Origin of the sequence: Diplocloster modestus, assembly GCF_019042245.1 — a bacterium.
In the GTDB taxonomy this organism is placed as follows: domain Bacteria; phylum Bacillota; class Clostridia; order Lachnospirales; family Lachnospiraceae; genus Diplocloster; species Diplocloster modestus.
Genome location: NZ_JAHQCX010000003.1, coordinates 189,296 through 206,230 on the forward strand (window position 1 = coordinate 189,296; position 16,935 = coordinate 206,230).

The window sequence follows — 16,935 nt, forward strand, 5'->3', positions numbered from 1 at the left end:
GGATATCTCCTAAGAATACAATTTGCGATATTCTCCCGGTTTGATGCCGGTGGCCTTCTTAAAGCTTTTGGTAAAATGTTTCAAATCATTATAACCCACTGCTTCACAGACAGCGGCAATGCTCATATTCGTCTCTTTCAGCAGATCCTTTGCCCGGTTCATCCGTATCTCCGACAAATACTCGACAAAGTTACTGCCGGTCTCCTTTTTGAACAGTGAGCTAAAATAAGTGGCATTGAATCCTGCCACACTGCTCACATCCTCAAGCGATATCGACTTCATAAAATTTTGTTGTATGTACTGCTTCGCCAGCCGGATGGGCCGGATGTTTTCCTCTTTCTTTTCTTTTAGCATGAACTCCAGGGACAGAGAAACCAGATCGGAAAAATAGTAAAATATTTCATCCACACTTCCGCACCGCTGTGCGTATTTTTTAAATTTCTTCAGAATATCGCCTTCCGGAAGCGGCAGCTGGTTCTTGCGCACCAGCATAGCATAAGTACCGCACGCCTCCAGGGCCAGATTCAAGATATCTATCCCGTTCATATCACGGACGCTTCCCACAGCTGCCCTAAGATCCGCAATCGTCTTTAAGGCCGCGTCTTTATTCAGAATCTCCAGCGCCTGATCCATGGCTTTGTTGAAACCGGCCAGAAGGACGTCCACCTGCTCCTTCTGGTCATGTCTCTGCACATGATCAATCAGCCGGCCAGTCCCCTCGATCAGCTGCTGCGCGATGGCCTCGCGGGCGCCTTCGTAGGAAGAGGCGATCTTTCCGATCTGCTCCACTGTTTCACCGGCCCCGATGGTAAATTCCACATAACCAAAGGCACTCTTCTGGACGCTCAGCTCATCCAGCACTTCTTTCAGCTGTTTTCTGATCAGCTTTTTATTATCCGCCTTATAATTCAACAGATAGTAGCTGCTGTTCTCAAGGCCAAAGTGCTCCATATCAAAACATTCGCCGCCAAGCAGCCGGTTCATAATCTGAACGACTTTCTCCTCCAACACCTTGATGCTGCTGTCATACTGCTCATCCGCACCGCAGTCATATTTCACGACAGCCACCTGAAAACAGCCCTCCCGGAAGTGGTAGTGGTAATCTTCGTTCACCTGAGCAAGAGCCAAATACTCCTGTTCCGGCTTCATCATGATCTCCAGGAACAGGTTTGCCCTGAGTCTGTCTATGTCACTTTGGAGCCGCATTTTCAATCGCTCCTCGTTGCTTATACGCTCCGTCCGCAGCATATGTTTTTCCGCGATCTGTTCCAGGGTATGGGTCAGTTCTTCTTTTTTGATCGGTTTCAGCAGGTAGTCTCCCACCCCGTATTTAATCGCATGCTGCGCGTACTCAAAATGCCGGAAACCACTGATTATGATAAATTCCAGTGTATCGCTGATTTCTTTTGAGCGTTCGATCAATTCTAAACCATCGTATCCGGGCATTCTTATATCCGTGATCATCAGATCCGGCTCCAGGGTTTTCACCATTTCCAGCGCTTCAAGGCCGTTATGGGCGATCCCGATCACTTCCATCCCCAGTGATTCCCAGTCTATCAGTCCATATATGAGCTGGCATACTTTATCCTCGTCATCTGCGATGATTACTTTTAACAGCATCCATTTTACCCCTTTTTGTTTAAATAAATACCCTTATACATATTATGGTAAAACAACTTTACTAAATTTATTGTATTGGGATTCGTTCTAATTGTCAACTTAAACCCAGGGAATTTAATAGGGTAAAATACGTAAAAAATCATGAAATTGTTATCAAATAGGCACGTTTTGCAGGATTTTTTCCAGTTCTTCCATGGTATCCACTGTCATTTCACCCTCATCTAACGGCTGTTGATTCCGGCCTCCGTCTGTATACCGGATGCAGTGGATTCCGGCACTTCTGGCGGCACGGCTTCCCGATAAGGAGTCCTCCACAGCCACCGCCTCCTTTGCCGGAATTCCGGCCTGTTTAAGCAAAACAAGATAGATATCTGGGGCGGGTTTCAGTTTCGGGATTCCATCCCCGCCCTGGACGTGATCAAAGTGCAGATCCAATTTCCAGTCTTTTAGAATCGCTCTCACAAAATCTTCGTCCGAACCCGAACAGACGGCCAGAAGATATCCGGACGCCTTCAGGTTCTGAAGCAGGCCCTTAAGGCCGCCTGGCAGCTGCTGCCGCTTTTCCCGCAATTTTCGGTATGTCCGCTGAAACTGGCTGCGGGCCAGTTCTTCCACCAGAGAATCCGTCCGCTTCTCTCCCAATATATGTGACCAGGAATCCCGGACGCTGTGTCCCACTGCAAATGCCAGATTATCCGGGCAGGGAATCTTACGCTCCCGGCACATCTCTCTTTTTACTTCTTCGTGGGCCCATTCCGTATCCATAATGACTCCGTCAAAATCAAATATCACTAATTGTCTCTCTCTCAATGTATCCGCTCCTTATGTATATTTCCGGAAAGTTTTTGCTCCGCATCCCAAAGAGCATCCCCTTCGGCAGGAAGGTATTCCACGGGATAACCAAGATTTTCCTCTGTTTTGGGATCAAAGAAGCTGATCTTGTCCGGCGGGATCACCAGGAATATCCTGCCCGTGAAGGACAGACCGCTGCCTTGTTCGACACTGGCAATGCACTCCGCATCCCCCAGCATACAATAGACTCCAAGCCGGTTTCCGTAGTTCTCTATATATTTCGGCGTCACCCTCAGGCCCTCACTGTCCGCATTCATAGTCAGCCGCATCTCTTCGGGCCGTATGCCCAGCAAAAGCTCCTGTCCCTGATATCTTTCCAGGCGTTTTAGCCATGGATCTGTCAATGGGATATGAAAATCACCGGCCAGCACTTCCCTGCCCGTTAATCTTCCAGGTACGATGTTCATCGGAGGCGAACCAATGAAACGGGCGGTAAACACGTTGGCCGGCCGGTAATAAATATTGTACGGGGTGTCTGCCATCTGGATATCTCCCCGGTACATTAACACCACCTTCTGTCCGATTGTCATGGCCTCTATCTGGTCATGTGTTACATAGACGAAGGTCGGATGGTACATCTCATGCAGCCGTACCAGTTCTTTTCTGGCCTGGACTCTCAGCTGGGCGTCCAGATTGGACAGCGGTTCGTCCAGCAGAAAGTAATCGGCCTGCTTCACCGCTGCTCTGGCAAGCGCCACCCTCTGGCGCTGTCCCCCGGACAGTTCTCTGGGCAGCCGGTCCTGCAAACCATCCAGTTCCAGCACATGCATGATACGGGACACCTTTTCCCGTACGGCGTCTTTTTTAAGCTTATAGGTTCTCAAACCGAACGCGATATTTTTATACACGCTCATATGAGGAAACAGCGCGTAATTCTGGAACACCATAGCAACATTGCGGTCCCCGCTGTCCACATCATTTACCACTTCACCGCCCATATACAGATTGCCGGAAGTAACGCTTTCCAGGCCGCTGATCATACGCAGTGTCGTGGTCTTTCCGCAGCCGGAAGGCCCCAGCAGGATCACCCGTTCTCCTGACCGGATCTCAAGGTTCAGGTCCCGGATCACCGTATTCTTTCCGTAACTCTTTTCTATATGTTCAAAACGTATTGATTTCATCCTATCGTCTATCCTTTCATTCCTGAGCTGGCAAAGGTGCTCATGATGTATTTCTGGCAGCAGGCGAACAGAATCAGCGGGATAATCATGGTCGCGGTGGCCATTGCCATGGAGATCGCCATGTCCGGGCTTCCTTCCGCCCCCACAAACTTCTGGAGCGCCAGGGATAAGGTATATACTTCCTCAGACTTCAGGATTAGTCTGGGCCACACATACTCGTTCCAGGAATTAATGAAAAATATAATTGCTGTGGAAACTACCGCCGGCCGGATCACCGGGAGCACGATGGATGCCATGATTTTCCGGTGGGGCGTCTTCTCGAGCCTGGCCACTTCGATCATGGCCGGAGGGATGGACCGCATCTGCTGTCTCAGCAAAAAAATACCCATCGCATCGCTGAGCTGAGGTAACAGCACCCCATACACACTGTCCAGCATCCCCATCCCGGATATGGTGATGTAGTTTGGAATCATCGTGACCGTAAAGGGAATAAACATGGTACTGATAAAAATAAAATACAAAAGCTTCTTTCCGGGGAAATTCAGATAAACAAATGCATACGCGGCGATGAAGCCGGTAAACACCTTAAATACCATTACAATCACCGCGATGAATAAAGTATTGGCTACGATTCGAAAGTATGGGATTTTCGTTGTAATCGTTATGTAATTTTCGATGGTCGGCGCTTTCGGAAGCAGGGAAAGAACATTTCCGTAGATTTCCTTCTGCGTCTTAAAGGAATTGGCCACGGCGAACAGGATCGGATAGAACATGACCGCCACCAGTATAATCAGCAGCAGATGGGCCAGAAAAGCGGATTTTTTTGATTTAATTCTCATAGTAGATCCCTTTCTCCACAAACCGTATTTCCAAAAAAAGAAGCAGGCCGAAAAAGAGCATGGTCAATATCGCCAGGGCTGAGGCCGAACCCGTTTGGAACACGTTGAACGCCTCCTTGTAAACCGCGTAGATAATATTGGAGCTTCCATTGTTGGGCCCGCCCTGCGTGATTACATTGATGGGAGTATAGACCCACTGAAGCCCCCAGACGACCGTGATCAGCAGCACATAGATGCCGGTGGACGCGCTCATGGGAACCACGATTTTCAAAAAAATCTGCCAGTTCGGGGTTTTTTCAAGCCTGGCTGTCTCGATCAGTTCCATGGGTACGCTGGCCACTCCCGCTAAAAGTACGATAATGTTATACCCGAAGATCTTCCAGGAAGTGATCAGGCTTAGGACCACGATGACCAGTCCGCTGGTCTGAGACCAGACGGGAAACTCTATTCCAAAGCTTTTTCCGATCGAGGCAAGCGGGCCGGACAGCGGATTAAAGATCCAGGACATAATGATTGCGCCTACGACCAGCGAGATCAGGCTGGGCATGAACAGGGAGGTCTTATAAAAGGCATTTCCTTTTTTGATCACGAAGGAGAGCAGATAGGAGATCAGATAAGGCAGTACAAAATCGATGAGTATAAATAGCAGGATATACCACAGCGTATTCGCCAGCACTTTACCGATAACCGGTGAAGTCAATACCTTTAGATAATTATCCAGACCTACGAACTTTTTATCCGGACTGGACATGTTCCATTTATAAAAACTAAGTTCCACCGTCCGGATCAGCGGCCAGAACATGAAGATCGAAAAGACAATGAGAGTCGGCGCCAGCAGCAGCGCGGCCAGACCTTTTTCTCTTTGCAGCCTCTGTTTCTTAGTATCTCTTCTTTGCTTTTTATTACCCTCTGTTTTCATCTCGTCCGCTCCTCACGAATGAATTTCTTCCAGAATATGAAGGAGCTGTGTCACCTCGCTGATCATGAGTTCTCTGGTAATATGCGGCCCCGGCGCGTATTCCAGGATCCAGTCGCTGTGCGGTGTCTCCCTCTCCATACATGCGAAAAGCCGGCGGATGCCGTCCAGGGACAGTTTCCTCCCAGGCTCGAACAGCGGTCTGTGGATATCCGTTATCCCGTCATTATTGTGCAGGTGGTAGGCCCTGATCTTTTTTCGCAGTACCCGGATGACATGTTCTAAGTCCCAATTATTGATAACCGCGTGTCCGATATCGATCAGACAGCCCACATTGGACGGGAGTTCCCAGAACAGGGAGATGAATTCATCTTCATCAAACAGCAGATTTCCGCAGTCTGACTCCCCCACATTCTCTACCAGCAGATTGACCTGCAGGTCTTCCGCCATTTGAGCGATCCGGGTGATATTCTGAACCGCGTTCCTCTGAAGTTCTTCTTTATTATACGGAGTGATCGTTCTCTGGTTCGTATGCATCACGATCGAGCGTGCGGAAAACTCACGGCAGATTGGGAACGCCTCCCGATAGGCCTGTAATATTTTGCAGCTGCCGGGCGTATCCTGCGGTTCGGTTGCTTCCACCTCCAGATAGGGGCCATGAAAGGTGACCGGGAATGCCCGGAAATGTTCCCGCTGTCCTTTCAGACAGCGGGTGTATTCTGTATTGTCCGGAAACATGGATAGCTCCACACCGGCATTTGCAAATCTGAGATGATCGACAATATCGTACAGGTGATCATAACCGTCAAAGTTGGATCCATAGCATGCGATGTTTAATTGTTCCATATTGTTTCCTTCCTATTCTCCCATTAACTCATTGGCCTGATCCTGCGCCGCAGTCAATGCCTCCTGCGCGGTCTGGTCTCCGTTCATAATCGAATCCCTGGTATCCAGCAGGCTTTGCTCGATCTCCAGTCCGGAATCGCCGGGGAAGGATACGAAGGGCACCAAATTTTCCATCTGATCCAGGCAGGCCTGGAGCTGGGGCGCCTCTTTTAGATAATCCTGGAATTCCGGCATGTCCGACACATCTTTTCTGGGAGGTACATAGCCCGTTGCTTTGGTCCAGTCCACATGTGCTTCCTGTGTGGTTATGTATTGAATCCACTCCCAGGCCCCCTGCTGCTCTTCCGGTGTAGGAGCCGTGATTGCCAGGAAATTCCCGCCAACCGGCACTCTGGGCTGGTTATCCCCATATACCGGCATAGGGCCTGTCACAAAATCGAAGTTCGCTCCATCCTTAATTCCGGTGCTCCAGCCGATGGTAGCGCCGATCATAGCGATTTTACCGCTGGTAAACGCTTCTTTGATCGCCTCGCCCAGTACATAGGCGGCCGCCTTGTCTTTGTTGATCAGATCCGACATATCCTGAAGTGCCTGGATTCCCTGCTCCGACGCGAAGGCGGCTTTTACCGTGCCGTCGCTCTGTGTCTCCAGCATCCGGCCGCCGTTTGATTCGATCTCCCACTGCTCCAGCCAGAAATCACTGGCCGCCGCCATGGCAAGGCCGTATTCGCCGGACTTTTCTTTCACCGTCCGCGCCCAATCATACAGCTCGTCCACGGTTTTCGGTAGATTTTCCGTGTCCAGTCCGGCTTTTGCCAGCAGCTCTTTGTTGTAATACATGACCGGCGTGCTTAAGGAGTACGGAATCCCCGCAACCTTACCGTCGGATGTAGTGCAGAGTTCTACGATATTCGGGAGATAATTATCCAGGTACCCGGCATCCAGCGTATTGATATCCACAAACTGATGGTTATCTGCCAGATAGTTGATCCAGTAGTATCCCACCTGAATCACGCCCGGAGCGTTTCCCGCCGCCGCTTCCGCCTGGAGCTGCTGCATAATGCCTTTATAATCCTCTGTCATGAAGACCGGTTTAATCGTGTATTTGTCCTGGCTTTCATTAAACTGCTTCGCGTATTCCTCGATAGTGGGGCCGCCTGCTGTCTCCGAGTTCTTATGCCAGTATTCGATTTCGATTCTCCCTTCGTTTCCTGTCATGGACGCCGATCCCGCGTCTGCGGCAGGAGTCACATCAGCTGCCTGGTCCGCGGCTTTAGGCTGCTCCGAAGCCGTCGGGTTATCCTGCTGTCCGCAGCCAAACATCGACATTACCATTCCCGCGATCAATAATCCGGCGAGTAATTTTTTCATTTTTTAATTCCTCCTCATTCATACTGTTGTTTTTTTGAGATTACTCATTTCCCAGGTGTCATTGTTAAAATACCCGGTCCGTTCGTACTTAGGCCCGGCTGTATTTTATATGGCTATTATATCCTGGGTTTCTTCGCCTACTATCGAATCCTGGTAAAGCTTATGTAAACTTTTGCGCATCTTGTTGACTTTCTATCTTCACATGAGATACTCTCTAGGAAACGCAGGAAACAGATTTACTATTTTGGGAATTTTCTCAAAAACACAGTTTTCAAGGAGGTATGCACGCTATGAAAAATAAAAGGGAACTGCGTCTGGAGCTGATTCTGGAATATCTGGAGACTAATCACAGCGCAACGGTCATAGGGTTGTCCGAAGCTTTCCGGGTATCCAAAACCACGATCCGGCAGGATCTGGATGAACTGTACGGCCGGGGCCGGCTGATCCGCACCCACGGCGGGGCTGTCCCTGTATCTTCAAATCCCCTCGCTGCACTGCCCCTCTGCCCCATGCCCCGGGACGAGGATATCCCTCATCTGTCCGCGAAAAAAGCGCTTGCCCGGGAAGCCGTCAAGCTGATCCGTGAGGATGATTCCATCTTCTTAGGCGGAGGAAGCACTTTTTATATTTTGGCCAGATATCTGAAACCCTACCGGAATCTGAATGTTGTTACTACAAACATCAGTGCGGTCTACGAGCTGGCGCCTTATCTGGATCACATTTATTTTATCGGGGGAGAGTTGGTGGAGATGGATGGGATCTATTATACGGGCGGCCCGAAGCTGCCCCTGGAGCTGGATAAGGTGTTTGTCAATAAAGCCTTTGTGGGGGTAAGCGGCATTGATTTAAACGCTGGTCTTACGATCTATGACCTGACCCAGTTCAGCATGTATACTTCCGTGCGCAGTATTGCCAATGAGATTATCCTTCTATGCGACTGGAGCAAATTCGGACACCAAAGCGCCCATCGGATCGGTACGATCCAGGGCTTCGCCGGTACGGTCATCACAAACCGCAAGACCGCTCCGGAATATACCGACGCCCTCAAAAAAATGGGCATCCGGTTACTCACCGCGTAACGGAGGTTCCATCATGCTGCCTGAACAGAGAATACAAATTATCCGGGAAAAATTAGGAAATAAAAAAAGAATGAAGGTTAAAAAATTAGAAGAGCTTCTTCAGGTCTCCAGAGCCACTATATACCGGGATCTTTCTTCCTTATGCCAGGAAGGATTTTTGATGGTCAGCCGCGGTGAAGCCGTTCTGCTCTATACGCCTCCCGATCCCAAGCATCAGGAAAAATCTCCGGACTTTGCCAGTGTCCGCAATCTAAGCCAGCTCACATCCATCGCCCATGCCGCCGTGCTGCTGATCGAAAAAGCGGACAGTATTTTTTTAGGCGAGGGACTGTTGTGTTTTCTTCTGGCCCGGCAGATCACAGCCTCGCCGGATCTCAAAAATATTACCATCGTAACCAACAATTTTCCGGCAGCCCTCACACTGTCTTCCTACACAAAATATGTCTACATGACAGGCGGAGAGGTTCTTCAGAATACGGAGAATTATTACACCGGGGGGCCAAAATTTGCCGGGAACTTAAGTTCCATATACGTGAATAAAGCCTTCGCCGCGGTGGACGGCGTGGATCTTCGCGCCGGTTACACCGTGCAGAGCCTGTCCCAGCTGAACATCCTGTCACACCTGCCGGAATTCTCCGCCAACACGATCATCCTGGCCCCCTCCTCCCGCTTCGGCTGCCGCTCCATCCATCAGCTGGCGCCGCTGGAATTCGGCCGCATTCTCATTACGGATTCCGGCATCGACCGCTCCTATTCAGATGTCTTTTCGAAAAGGGAAAGGCCCCGGCTGCTGACAGCCGGGGCCGGGCTATAACCTGGTCATCCGGATAAATTCCCAAACATATTGAAACCGGCAGCCCCTATGCTTCTGAACCCGGCACTCCGCCGCCGTACTCCGTTACTTGATCTGGCTGAAGTATTCGTCGATTACTTCCTTCCAGTCGCCCTTGCAGATAATATGATGATTGCTGATCGGACGGCTGGAAAAATATCCGGTTCCGTCTGTGAGATGCAGACGCATCTGCGAACGGCACAGATCGCTTTTGTGCATGGTCTCAAGTAATTCGGCGCGTCCGGCGTAATATCTGTGGAGCGTATCGTCACATTTGAATACGGTCATGGGCCGGGGCGCAATATCGCAAGTCACCGCCACGCCTATTCCAGATTCAAAATGCGTAGTCAGACCGTAGGAGTCGGGCATATCCATAGGGAGCGTGCAGTGAGCAAAGATAATCTCGCTCCTGCCCGGGTCCATGCAGCTGGGATTTGCCATAAATCCGGACTCACCTGTCAATGCATGAAGCACCGCCATACTCACGAGGCTCTTCTGATCACCCTCACAGGCGGCCGGTATACCCTCTGCGTTTAGTATAGCCAAAGCAAGACATCCCGTTGTATGGATCATATCTAAAAGGTCAAAGCATTTTACGGTAACTCCTTGTAAATCATACTTCTCAATCAGACGTTTGAGCGCTCCATAGACATTCAGCGCCTTCTCCATTTCCTCCGCGCGGTATCCTTTTTTCTTCAACTCTTCTGTGTATGTATTTTCGGGATATCCGCCTTTTTCATATTCTGCTACCAGCTCATCCAGCTCAAAGAGAATGAGCTCCATGCCGCTTACTTTTTTCAGCACACCGAAATCTGCATCGCTGGCAATCAGGCCTCCAGGAGTTCCAAAGCATCCAAGCTTCATATGACTTAATGTTTCCTTTGCATCCGCCACTCTTTTCAGAATTTTTAAGCGCGCCGCTATCTCTTCCGCAGAGCCGTGGAGAATTTCTCCCTTTAAACCGTGTTCCTGAAGGAATCCCAGGATTTCCATAGATGCAGCCAGGGAATTATATCCGGGCGTAGTCAATAAGATATAAGGCTCCTCTGTCTCTTTGTACAATGCCTTAAAGCCCTGCTCCGCTCCGCCGGAAGCAATAAAATAGACCGGGAGCGGCTGGGCTTTCACCTCATCCATCTCAGCACATTTCACCTCCACGCCCATGGCTTTGCTAAGCCCCTGTAAAAATTCCTGACTGTAGGCGGGAATATAACGGTCATTGCATTCCGCCGGTCCCATTAAAAACTTTACTTTTAATTCTCCCATGGCTTTTTCCTCCTTATCAGACGGACGGATGATTTCATCCGCCCGGTCCATTTACCGTATGGTTACTGTATCTTCAGCGTTCTGTAGATGTAATCTTTATATTTGTCCGCATGCAGTTTACTGCAGATATATACATTCGGTTCTTTTCCCGAAAAGTGATTGACATCTACCAGTACAGCCCCGTAGCTCGGACCATTGGTAACATCTACTTCACAGTAGTATTTTTCACACTTATCGATACATTCCGGATATAAAGCCGCCGCCATAGCGGACGGGTCCGCCATATCCAGATAATCATCTCCGAATCGTTCCCGGTTCATGATCAGCAGTCTTTTGTTGCAGTCAATGGCAAATTTGCCAAGTTCGCTGCCGTTACGTATTTTTTTAATCTCCTGGGGATTCAGCATGCTATCCCCGAGGCAGGCATCCCACCCTACATAGATAATTTCACCAAGGCCGGATTCCGTGACGATCTTGGCCGCTTCCGCGTCCTGCCAGATGTTAAACTCAGCTACAGGGCTCACATTGCCTGCGCCAAGTCCGGCTGTCCCCATGATGACGATGCGGCCGGCTTTTTTCATAGCTTCATAATCGAGTCTGATTGCCAATGCCAGATTGGTGAGAGGTCCTAATGCCACGATGTCAATCTCACCCGCCTCACTTTCCCTGAGCGTATCCAGCATTTTTAAAATACCGTTTTCGCTTTGTACCTTCAGGCGCTTTGGCGCAAGTCCAATATCTCCCATCCCGTCATTGCCGTGGGTCTCATGAGCAAATACCAGCTCCCGCAGAAGCATTTTTTCCGCCCCCATATATACCGGAGGCTCGTAAGTCCCTGCATATTCAATGGTCGTCAGTGTATTGGCTGCGGCCTGCTTTACGTCCACATTTCCTGAGACCGTTGTAATCAGTACAATCTCATATGCCGGATCATTAAGCGCCATCGCAATCGCCATCGCATCATCGGAACCGCAGTCGGTGTCAATGATTATTTTTTTCTTACTTGTTGTATTCATTACTACTCCTCTGCCATAGTAAATTTTGTGGGGAAAATGTGGTCCAGCGGCCACGTCGTCATATTGTGATACATGTCCTGCCATTGCAGAATCTCATAATTACAGCTGACAGCGAAAATTTCCAGAAGCTTTGCCTGTTCTCTTTCCGATTTATTCCGGCAAAGCCTGTTTACAATCCGGATTTCATTGTCTGTTTTACTGAGATATGCCTCACTGACATAAAATGCAAGCCATTGGTAGTACATATTATCCTCCGGCAGCGTACACCCGGGCAGCAGATCCTCCCCGAAATAACGGTATAATATGTTACAGGGGAATAACGCCATCATGCATTCGGCCAGACCTCCCTGCTCTGCGCACATCAATTGAAACGCCGTGTAGGAACGCTTTGCCGGAGCTTCTATAACGGCATCCATCTCTTCCAGGTCCACCCCCACCTGCTCCGCCCAGAAATCCCGGTTCACCATTACCGTTCCTTCCATGGTGTTTTTCACGATCTGATACCATTCTTCCATCTCGGCAAAACAGCTGCATTTTGAAAAACCGACAGCCCAGCACCTTGTATAATCCATCAAATACTGATAATTCTGTTTTATCTGAAACCGAAATTTTTCATAGGGCATGGTTCCCTTCACTATATCCTGCATATGCGGTGTCTCTTCTATTACTCCACACACCTCACGGATAACAGGGACCAGCTTTTCTTCATAGAATCCCATACCTGCCAGCTCCTTTTTGCACCATGTGCCGGTCTTTTACTTTTTATCTCTTTCTATCAGAATCCTGACCGCATCACAGGCAAGCTCAATGGTGTGGTCGTTCATACTGCCGTATGCCATAATCGCACCGGCTCTTACGCCTCTGATCGAGGATACGATAAACAGCGCCGCCGTCTCCATCTCTGACGCCATTACCCCGCTCTTCTCCCATGCCTCCCAGCGCTGATGAAGCCTGCCGCTGTTAGGCATGCTGTCCGGGTCATGCTGTCCATAAAACGAATCCTTGGACTGCGCGATTCCCTCTGCAAAGTTATAACCCTTATCCCGGCATGCCTTTGCCAGTGCGTCGATCACATGGCGGTCCGCAATGGCCGGATATTCAATCGGAACATAATGAACGGTGGTTCCCTCATCTCTGACTGCTCCGGTGATGATCACGCCTTCCAGGCTTTCATCATAGCTCTCCGGGCACACCCTGCCGCAGGTTCCCACCCGGATAAATGTATCGGCGCCGCAATGAATAAGCTCTTCCAACGCGATGGCCGTCGACGGGCATCCCATACCTGTACTGCTGACGGTTACCCTCTCTCCGTTTAGTGTACCGGTCCAGGTCTTATGCTCTCTATTATGCGCCACAAGTTTCGGATCTTTCAGGTATCGGGCAATCATGTCTGTTCGGAACGGGTCACCCGGAAGCAGCACATATCTGCCTATATCTTCCTTCCTGCAGCAGATATGGTATTGCTGCCCCTTGTCATTGATTACTTCTTTACTCTGTATCGACATACTTCTGTACCTCCTGCTGTTTTTCGCTTGTATTTAATCGTAGAACCGCCGCAGCCACGATACATACCGCTATCATAATCATTGCATATTTAAAAGAAAAACCCACACCCAGCCGCCCTACGAGAAACCCTGTTACAACAGGCGTAAGAATATCCGACAGGCCGCTGGCAGTCGCTACCAGAGAGCTGGCTATACTGATGCGCTCATAGCCGATTCTGGTCGCAACCGCAACGATAACGCTGAACAAAACTCCCAGGAAAAATCCGGCTGTAAACATTCCAATAAAATAAGCCGCCACCGTATTGATAACAAGTGCTGCCCCAATTGCAGCCAAGGCGCATATGTTGTTGACCAGCAGTACAATCTGGGCTTTTATTTTTTTCAGAACAATTACAAATACGAAGGAGCCGATTACACATCCCACATTATAGACAGTCAGCATAAATGCAGATGTGGACTGTGCTATCCCTATATTTTCGGCAAAGCTTGAGAGGTAGAGTCCCAGCGTATTCACCACCGCACTGTAAGCCGCGCATATAATCAGGATGGCCCCGTAGGCCAGCAGCTTGTGCTTCACATGAATCGGTTTTACATTCTGTTCCTGATTCTGTACATGCTCCTTCATATCCAGCTTTACAAACGGCATACAGATCAGCATCACTACAGGCACAATCAATAATATGTAGTAGGCATAGTAGAAGAACCTGCCGTTTGCCAACAATACCCCCACCAAAAACGGGGTGGCAAAGCTCCCGAGACCAAACAAGGCCTGCCCCGCGCTCAGCGAACCGGCATAATTCTTCCGGAAAGCCACACTTAAGAGTACCGGACATACGGTATCCTGCGCCCCCATCCCAATGCCTCCGAGGGCGGCAAAGAAAAGCCCTGCATAGTAATTCGCAATGGTCGGAAGTCCGAAAAGAAAAACTGCTATCAGGGTAACTCCCCCCGCCAGCACTTTGACCGGCCCCAATTTTTCCACAAGCCTTCCTGTTGTGTAGACGGTAAGTACACGCCCGAACGCATAGGCCGATCCTAAAAGCACCACCTGATCCAGCTGCATATCATACATTTTCACCAGATGGGGAAGGCCGCTTCCCACCACGATACAGGCCGCTCCCGTTAAAAAATACATGGCAAATGCCAAAAACGCTATAAGACTATCATTTTTCCGCATGTTTTACCTACTTATGATTTCTTCTATGGCATCCTCGATACGGATACTCCCGCCTTTAAAACCCAATGCCCTGCACACTCTGCTTACATAAGGCTGTTTCAGCATCGCTTTCTCCAGTGTTTCAAAATCCCAAAAAATCTCTTCCGGCGTTCCGCTGCGGACAATTTTTTTCTTGGCCATAACGATCATCTTTTTAAAATTTTCTGCAACGAACTCCATATCATGGGATATCGTAATTACTGTTTTCCCCTTCTCGTGAAGAGTCCTAAGAATATCGCTCAGTCTTTTGTTCCCTTCAATATCCTGTCCCGCTGTCGGTTCATCGAAGATCAGAATGTCTGTCTCCATGGCAATTACCGCCGCAATGGTCACAAATTTACGCGTGGACAGCGGCAGGTTATAGGGATTTTCATCTTTATAACAATCCATCCCTGTCATTTTCAGCGCCGTCTCCACTCTCCGGTTTTCCTCCTCCAAAGAAAGCCTCATCATCTTGGGGCCGAATCTCACCTCGCTCTCTACCGACGAGTGAAAAATCTGGTCGTCCGGATTCTGGAATACATATCCCACCACTTTGGATATCTGTGCGGTGGTATAATCTTTGGTATTCATTTCGCCTATCAGGACCTGACCTTCTGTGGGCCGCAGAAGGCCGTTCATCATCTTTACCGTAGTTGTCTTTCCGGCTCCGTTCTGTCCTACTATGGCCACATTTTCACCGGCCTTGATTTCCATGTTGATATGATCCACCGCCAGAAAACCGCCCGGATATGAAAAGCTTACGTCTTTTAATACTAAATCCGTCATTTCTTATCCCTTTCCCTGAGTGCTCCGGCAATGACCTCTATCGCCTGTTTTTCTGTTACGGGTATCCTGGAAACGGGCAGTCCCCGCTCTCTTAGCCTGCTCCCTAAAACCGCCACCTGCGGAAGCGCCGCCCCCTGCTCCAAAAGGGAAAGATCCGACAATAGTTCCTGTTTATCCCCTGAAGCAATCAAGCGGCCTTCTTTAAACACAAGGACCTCATCCGCATATTCCGCGATCAGGTCGATCTTATGCTCAACCAAAATGATCGTCTTATGTTTTTCCTTTAGTGTTTTAATAATCGCAAAGACACTCTCGGTGCCTTCCGGGTCCAGCTGGCTGGTAGGTTCATCGATGATGAGGATATCGGGTTCCAGAACGATGACGGAAGCCAATGCCACTCTCTGCATTTGTCCCCCTGATAAATCAAAAGGATTTTTCTCAGCCAGCGATTCAATATCTGTCATTTGCATGACATCCACCACGCGCCTTTCGATCTCTTCCACCGGTACGCCGAAATTCTCCAGTCCATAAGCCACTTCCTCAAATACCGTCTCTTTTACGCCGCTTATCTGGGTGAAGGGATTCTGGAATACATATCCGATTTTAGCAGATAACTCCCCGCCGTAATCCGTTGTCTTTTTTCCTTCCACAAGGACTTCACCCTGAAGCTCCCCCTTATAAAAATCCGGTATAAATCCTCTAAGCAGCGCGCAGAATGTGGTTTTTCCCGAACCATTCTCTCCGATCACTCCATAGAATTTTCCCCGCTCAATGGACACATTCAAGTCCCGAATAGCCGGTATCTCTGCCAATGGATAGGAATACGTGACATTTTTACATTCGATTATATAATCCATAGAGCGATCCTCCCCGCCAGTACCAGGACCGTGATGACAATAGCGGCAGCAGCCGTTTTCCTTTCACATCCCGACTTTTCAAGATTAAATAAATGTGTCTTTTCTCCCTGTATGGAGAATCCTCTCGCCTCCAGGGTAAGCACCCGCTCTTCCGAGCTGATGACTGCCCCCAGAATCAAAGGAACAAGGGATGGAAAGAACGCTTTCGCTCTCACGAAAATATTCCCCTCTGTCTCTACCCCCCTTGCCTTTTGCGCATTCATGATGGTTTTACTGTTTTTACTCAAAATTTCTATCATCTGCAAAGTGGACGTAAATACATAGGCCGCCTTATAGTTCATCCCTGAAGCTTCCATAGCCCTTGCGATCTCTCTGTTTTCTGTTGTCTGGAAAAGCCATACGAAGATCCCTGCGATATTCATAATCATAAAGGATAAGGATACGGCAGTTTTCAACCCTTTTTCATAAATAGTGATAAATCCGAATCTCATCAGGAGTTCTCCGCCCGGAACCAGAAATGTCTGTACCACAATGATAATAGCCGCAACAACGGCAACTGCTTTCAGTGCTTTGATACACTTTCTGAAAGCACCGCTTGCTATGCACAAGACAGGTACTGCAATAAACCATGGAATCAGAAGCAGGGATAGTCCCACACTTGTCACATGGACGGTTCCAATAATAAAGGTACATACAATATATAAGCAGACTACCAGCAGCTTCGTTGACGGATAGAGCGCTGCCAGTTTATTACCCTTGTGTATTTGTATTTTTTCCGTATAAGATTTTTCCATATATGACCTCTTTTACTATAAGGTTATCGTTTGATTC

General features: G+C 49.0%; 17 protein-coding genes. 2 read left to right on the forward strand and 15 right to left on the reverse strand.

The window, feature by feature from the left end:
• Positions 1-9: 9 nt before the first annotated feature.
• The 7 genes from KTH90_RS05830 to KTH90_RS05860 all read right to left on the reverse strand — a co-directional run bounded on the left by KTH90_RS05830 (position 10) and on the right by KTH90_RS05860 (position 7,565).
• Positions 10-1,620, reverse strand: a complete 1,611-nt coding sequence (locus tag KTH90_RS05830) for a response regulator transcription factor (protein WP_238726432.1) — start codon at positions 1,618-1,620, stop codon at positions 10-12.
• Between the two features lie 153 nt (positions 1,621-1,773).
• Positions 1,774-2,430 (reverse strand): HAD family hydrolase, encoded by a 657-nt coding sequence (locus KTH90_RS05835; RefSeq protein WP_158350643.1) that lies wholly within the window; start codon positions 2,428-2,430, stop codon positions 1,774-1,776.
• Positions 2,427-3,593: an ABC transporter ATP-binding protein gene (locus KTH90_RS05840; protein ID WP_158350641.1), complete on the reverse strand. Its 1,167-nt coding sequence runs from the start codon at positions 3,591-3,593 to the stop codon at positions 2,427-2,429. The genes KTH90_RS05835 and KTH90_RS05840 overlap by 4 nt, the downstream gene beginning before the upstream one ends.
• A gap of 8 nt (positions 3,594-3,601) precedes the next feature.
• Positions 3,602-4,432, reverse strand: coding sequence for a carbohydrate ABC transporter permease (locus KTH90_RS05845; protein ID WP_238726433.1), 831 nt, complete (start codon positions 4,430-4,432; stop codon positions 3,602-3,604).
• Positions 4,422-5,351 carry a carbohydrate ABC transporter permease gene (locus tag KTH90_RS05850; protein ID WP_158350637.1) on the reverse strand — a complete coding sequence of 310 codons (930 nt, stop codon included), beginning with the start codon at positions 5,349-5,351 and terminating at the stop codon, positions 4,422-4,424. The genes KTH90_RS05845 and KTH90_RS05850 overlap by 11 nt, the downstream gene beginning before the upstream one ends.
• Positions 5,352-5,363: 12 nt before the next feature.
• Positions 5,364-6,194 (reverse strand): sugar phosphate isomerase/epimerase family protein, encoded by an 831-nt coding sequence (locus KTH90_RS05855; protein WP_158350635.1) that lies wholly within the window; start codon positions 6,192-6,194, stop codon positions 5,364-5,366.
• A 12-nt stretch (positions 6,195-6,206) separates the two neighbouring features.
• Positions 6,207-7,565: an ABC transporter substrate-binding protein gene (locus tag KTH90_RS05860; protein ID WP_238726434.1), complete on the reverse strand. Its 1,359-nt coding sequence runs from the start codon at positions 7,563-7,565 to the stop codon at positions 6,207-6,209.
• 290 nt (positions 7,566-7,855) lie between these two features.
• On the opposite strand from KTH90_RS05860, the gene KTH90_RS05865 reads away from it, so the two are divergent.
• On the forward strand, positions 7,856-8,644 hold the full coding sequence (locus tag KTH90_RS05865; protein WP_238726435.1) for a DeoR/GlpR family DNA-binding transcription regulator: 789 nt from the start codon (positions 7,856-7,858) through the stop codon (positions 8,642-8,644).
• A gap of 13 nt (positions 8,645-8,657) precedes the next feature.
• A complete protein-coding gene (locus tag KTH90_RS05870) occupies positions 8,658-9,458 on the forward strand; it encodes a DeoR/GlpR family DNA-binding transcription regulator (RefSeq protein WP_238726436.1) in 801 nt (266 codons plus the stop codon).
• Positions 9,459-9,542: 84 nt separating this feature from the next.
• Here the strand turns inward: KTH90_RS05870 and KTH90_RS05875 are convergent, their stop codons facing one another.
• The 8 genes from KTH90_RS05875 to KTH90_RS05910 all read right to left on the reverse strand — a co-directional run bounded on the left by KTH90_RS05875 (position 9,543) and on the right by KTH90_RS05910 (position 16,898).
• Complete coding sequence (locus KTH90_RS05875) at positions 9,543-10,742, reverse strand: L-arabinose isomerase family protein (RefSeq protein ID WP_158350627.1); 1,200 nt, start codon at positions 10,740-10,742, stop codon at positions 9,543-9,545.
• A 62-nt stretch (positions 10,743-10,804) separates the two neighbouring features.
• Positions 10,805-11,758, reverse strand: a complete 954-nt coding sequence (locus KTH90_RS05880; RefSeq protein WP_158350626.1) for a nucleoside hydrolase — start codon at positions 11,756-11,758, stop codon at positions 10,805-10,807.
• 2 nt (positions 11,759-11,760) lie between these two features.
• Positions 11,761-12,477, reverse strand: a complete 717-nt coding sequence (locus tag KTH90_RS05885; RefSeq protein WP_158350624.1) for a TenA family protein — start codon at positions 12,475-12,477, stop codon at positions 11,761-11,763.
• Between the two features lie 36 nt (positions 12,478-12,513).
• On the reverse strand, positions 12,514-13,263 hold the full coding sequence (locus KTH90_RS05890) for a nucleoside phosphorylase (protein WP_158350622.1): 750 nt from the start codon (positions 13,261-13,263) through the stop codon (positions 12,514-12,516).
• The gene (locus KTH90_RS05895) at positions 13,247-14,440 is read right to left on the reverse strand and encodes an MFS transporter (RefSeq protein WP_158350621.1); all 1,194 of its coding nucleotides are present in this window, start codon (positions 14,438-14,440) and stop codon (positions 13,247-13,249) included. The genes KTH90_RS05890 and KTH90_RS05895 overlap by 17 nt, the downstream gene beginning before the upstream one ends.
• Positions 14,441-14,443: 3 nt before the next feature.
• Positions 14,444-15,247 (reverse strand): energy-coupling factor ABC transporter ATP-binding protein, encoded by an 804-nt coding sequence (locus KTH90_RS05900; protein ID WP_158350619.1) that lies wholly within the window; start codon positions 15,245-15,247, stop codon positions 14,444-14,446.
• Positions 15,244-16,104: an energy-coupling factor ABC transporter ATP-binding protein gene (locus KTH90_RS05905; protein ID WP_158350617.1), complete on the reverse strand. Its 861-nt coding sequence runs from the start codon at positions 16,102-16,104 to the stop codon at positions 15,244-15,246. The genes KTH90_RS05900 and KTH90_RS05905 overlap by 4 nt, the downstream gene beginning before the upstream one ends.
• On the reverse strand, positions 16,092-16,898 hold the full coding sequence (locus KTH90_RS05910; protein WP_158350615.1) for an energy-coupling factor transporter transmembrane component T: 807 nt from the start codon (positions 16,896-16,898) through the stop codon (positions 16,092-16,094). Before KTH90_RS05910 ends, KTH90_RS05905 begins: the two co-directional genes overlap by 13 nt.
• Positions 16,899-16,935: the final 37 nt, after the last annotated feature.

Excerpts from the sequence above, each read along its gene's own strand:
- KTH90_RS05830 (WP_238726432.1), bottom strand. The coding sequence starts at position 1,620 with ATGCTGTTAAAAGTAATCATCGCAGATGACGAGGATAAAGTATGCCAG.
- KTH90_RS05840 (WP_158350641.1), bottom strand. The coding sequence starts at position 3,593 with ATGAAATCAATACGTTTTGAACATATAGAAAAGAGTTACGGAAAGAAT.
- KTH90_RS05845 (WP_238726433.1), bottom strand. The coding sequence starts at position 4,432 with ATGAGAATTAAATCAAAAAAATCCGCTTTTCTGGCCCATCTGCTGCTG.
- KTH90_RS05850 (WP_158350637.1), bottom strand. The coding sequence starts at position 5,351 with ATGAAAACAGAGGGTAATAAAAAGCAAAGAAGAGATACTAAGAAACAG.
- KTH90_RS05855 (WP_158350635.1), bottom strand. The coding sequence starts at position 6,194 with ATGGAACAATTAAACATCGCATGCTATGGATCCAACTTTGACGGTTAT.
- KTH90_RS05860 (WP_238726434.1), bottom strand. The coding sequence starts at position 7,565 with ATGAAAAAATTACTCGCCGGATTATTGATCGCGGGAATGGTAATGTCG.
- KTH90_RS05865 (WP_238726435.1), top strand. The coding sequence starts at position 7,856 with ATGAAAAATAAAAGGGAACTGCGTCTGGAGCTGATTCTGGAATATCTG.
- KTH90_RS05870 (WP_238726436.1), top strand. The coding sequence starts at position 8,658 with ATGCTGCCTGAACAGAGAATACAAATTATCCGGGAAAAATTAGGAAAT.
- KTH90_RS05875 (WP_158350627.1), bottom strand. The coding sequence starts at position 10,742 with ATGGGAGAATTAAAAGTAAAGTTTTTAATGGGACCGGCGGAATGCAAT.
- KTH90_RS05880 (WP_158350626.1), bottom strand. The coding sequence starts at position 11,758 with ATGAATACAACAAGTAAGAAAAAAATAATCATTGACACCGACTGCGGT.
- KTH90_RS05885 (WP_158350624.1), bottom strand. The coding sequence starts at position 12,477 with ATGGGATTCTATGAAGAAAAGCTGGTCCCTGTTATCCGTGAGGTGTGT.
- KTH90_RS05890 (WP_158350622.1), bottom strand. The coding sequence starts at position 13,263 with ATGTCGATACAGAGTAAAGAAGTAATCAATGACAAGGGGCAGCAATAC.
- KTH90_RS05895 (WP_158350621.1), bottom strand. The coding sequence starts at position 14,440 with ATGCGGAAAAATGATAGTCTTATAGCGTTTTTGGCATTTGCCATGTAT.
- KTH90_RS05900 (WP_158350619.1), bottom strand. The coding sequence starts at position 15,247 with ATGACGGATTTAGTATTAAAAGACGTAAGCTTTTCATATCCGGGCGGT.
- KTH90_RS05905 (WP_158350617.1), bottom strand. The coding sequence starts at position 16,104 with ATGGATTATATAATCGAATGTAAAAATGTCACGTATTCCTATCCATTG.
- KTH90_RS05910 (WP_158350615.1), bottom strand. The coding sequence starts at position 16,898 with ATGGAAAAATCTTATACGGAAAAAATACAAATACACAAGGGTAATAAA.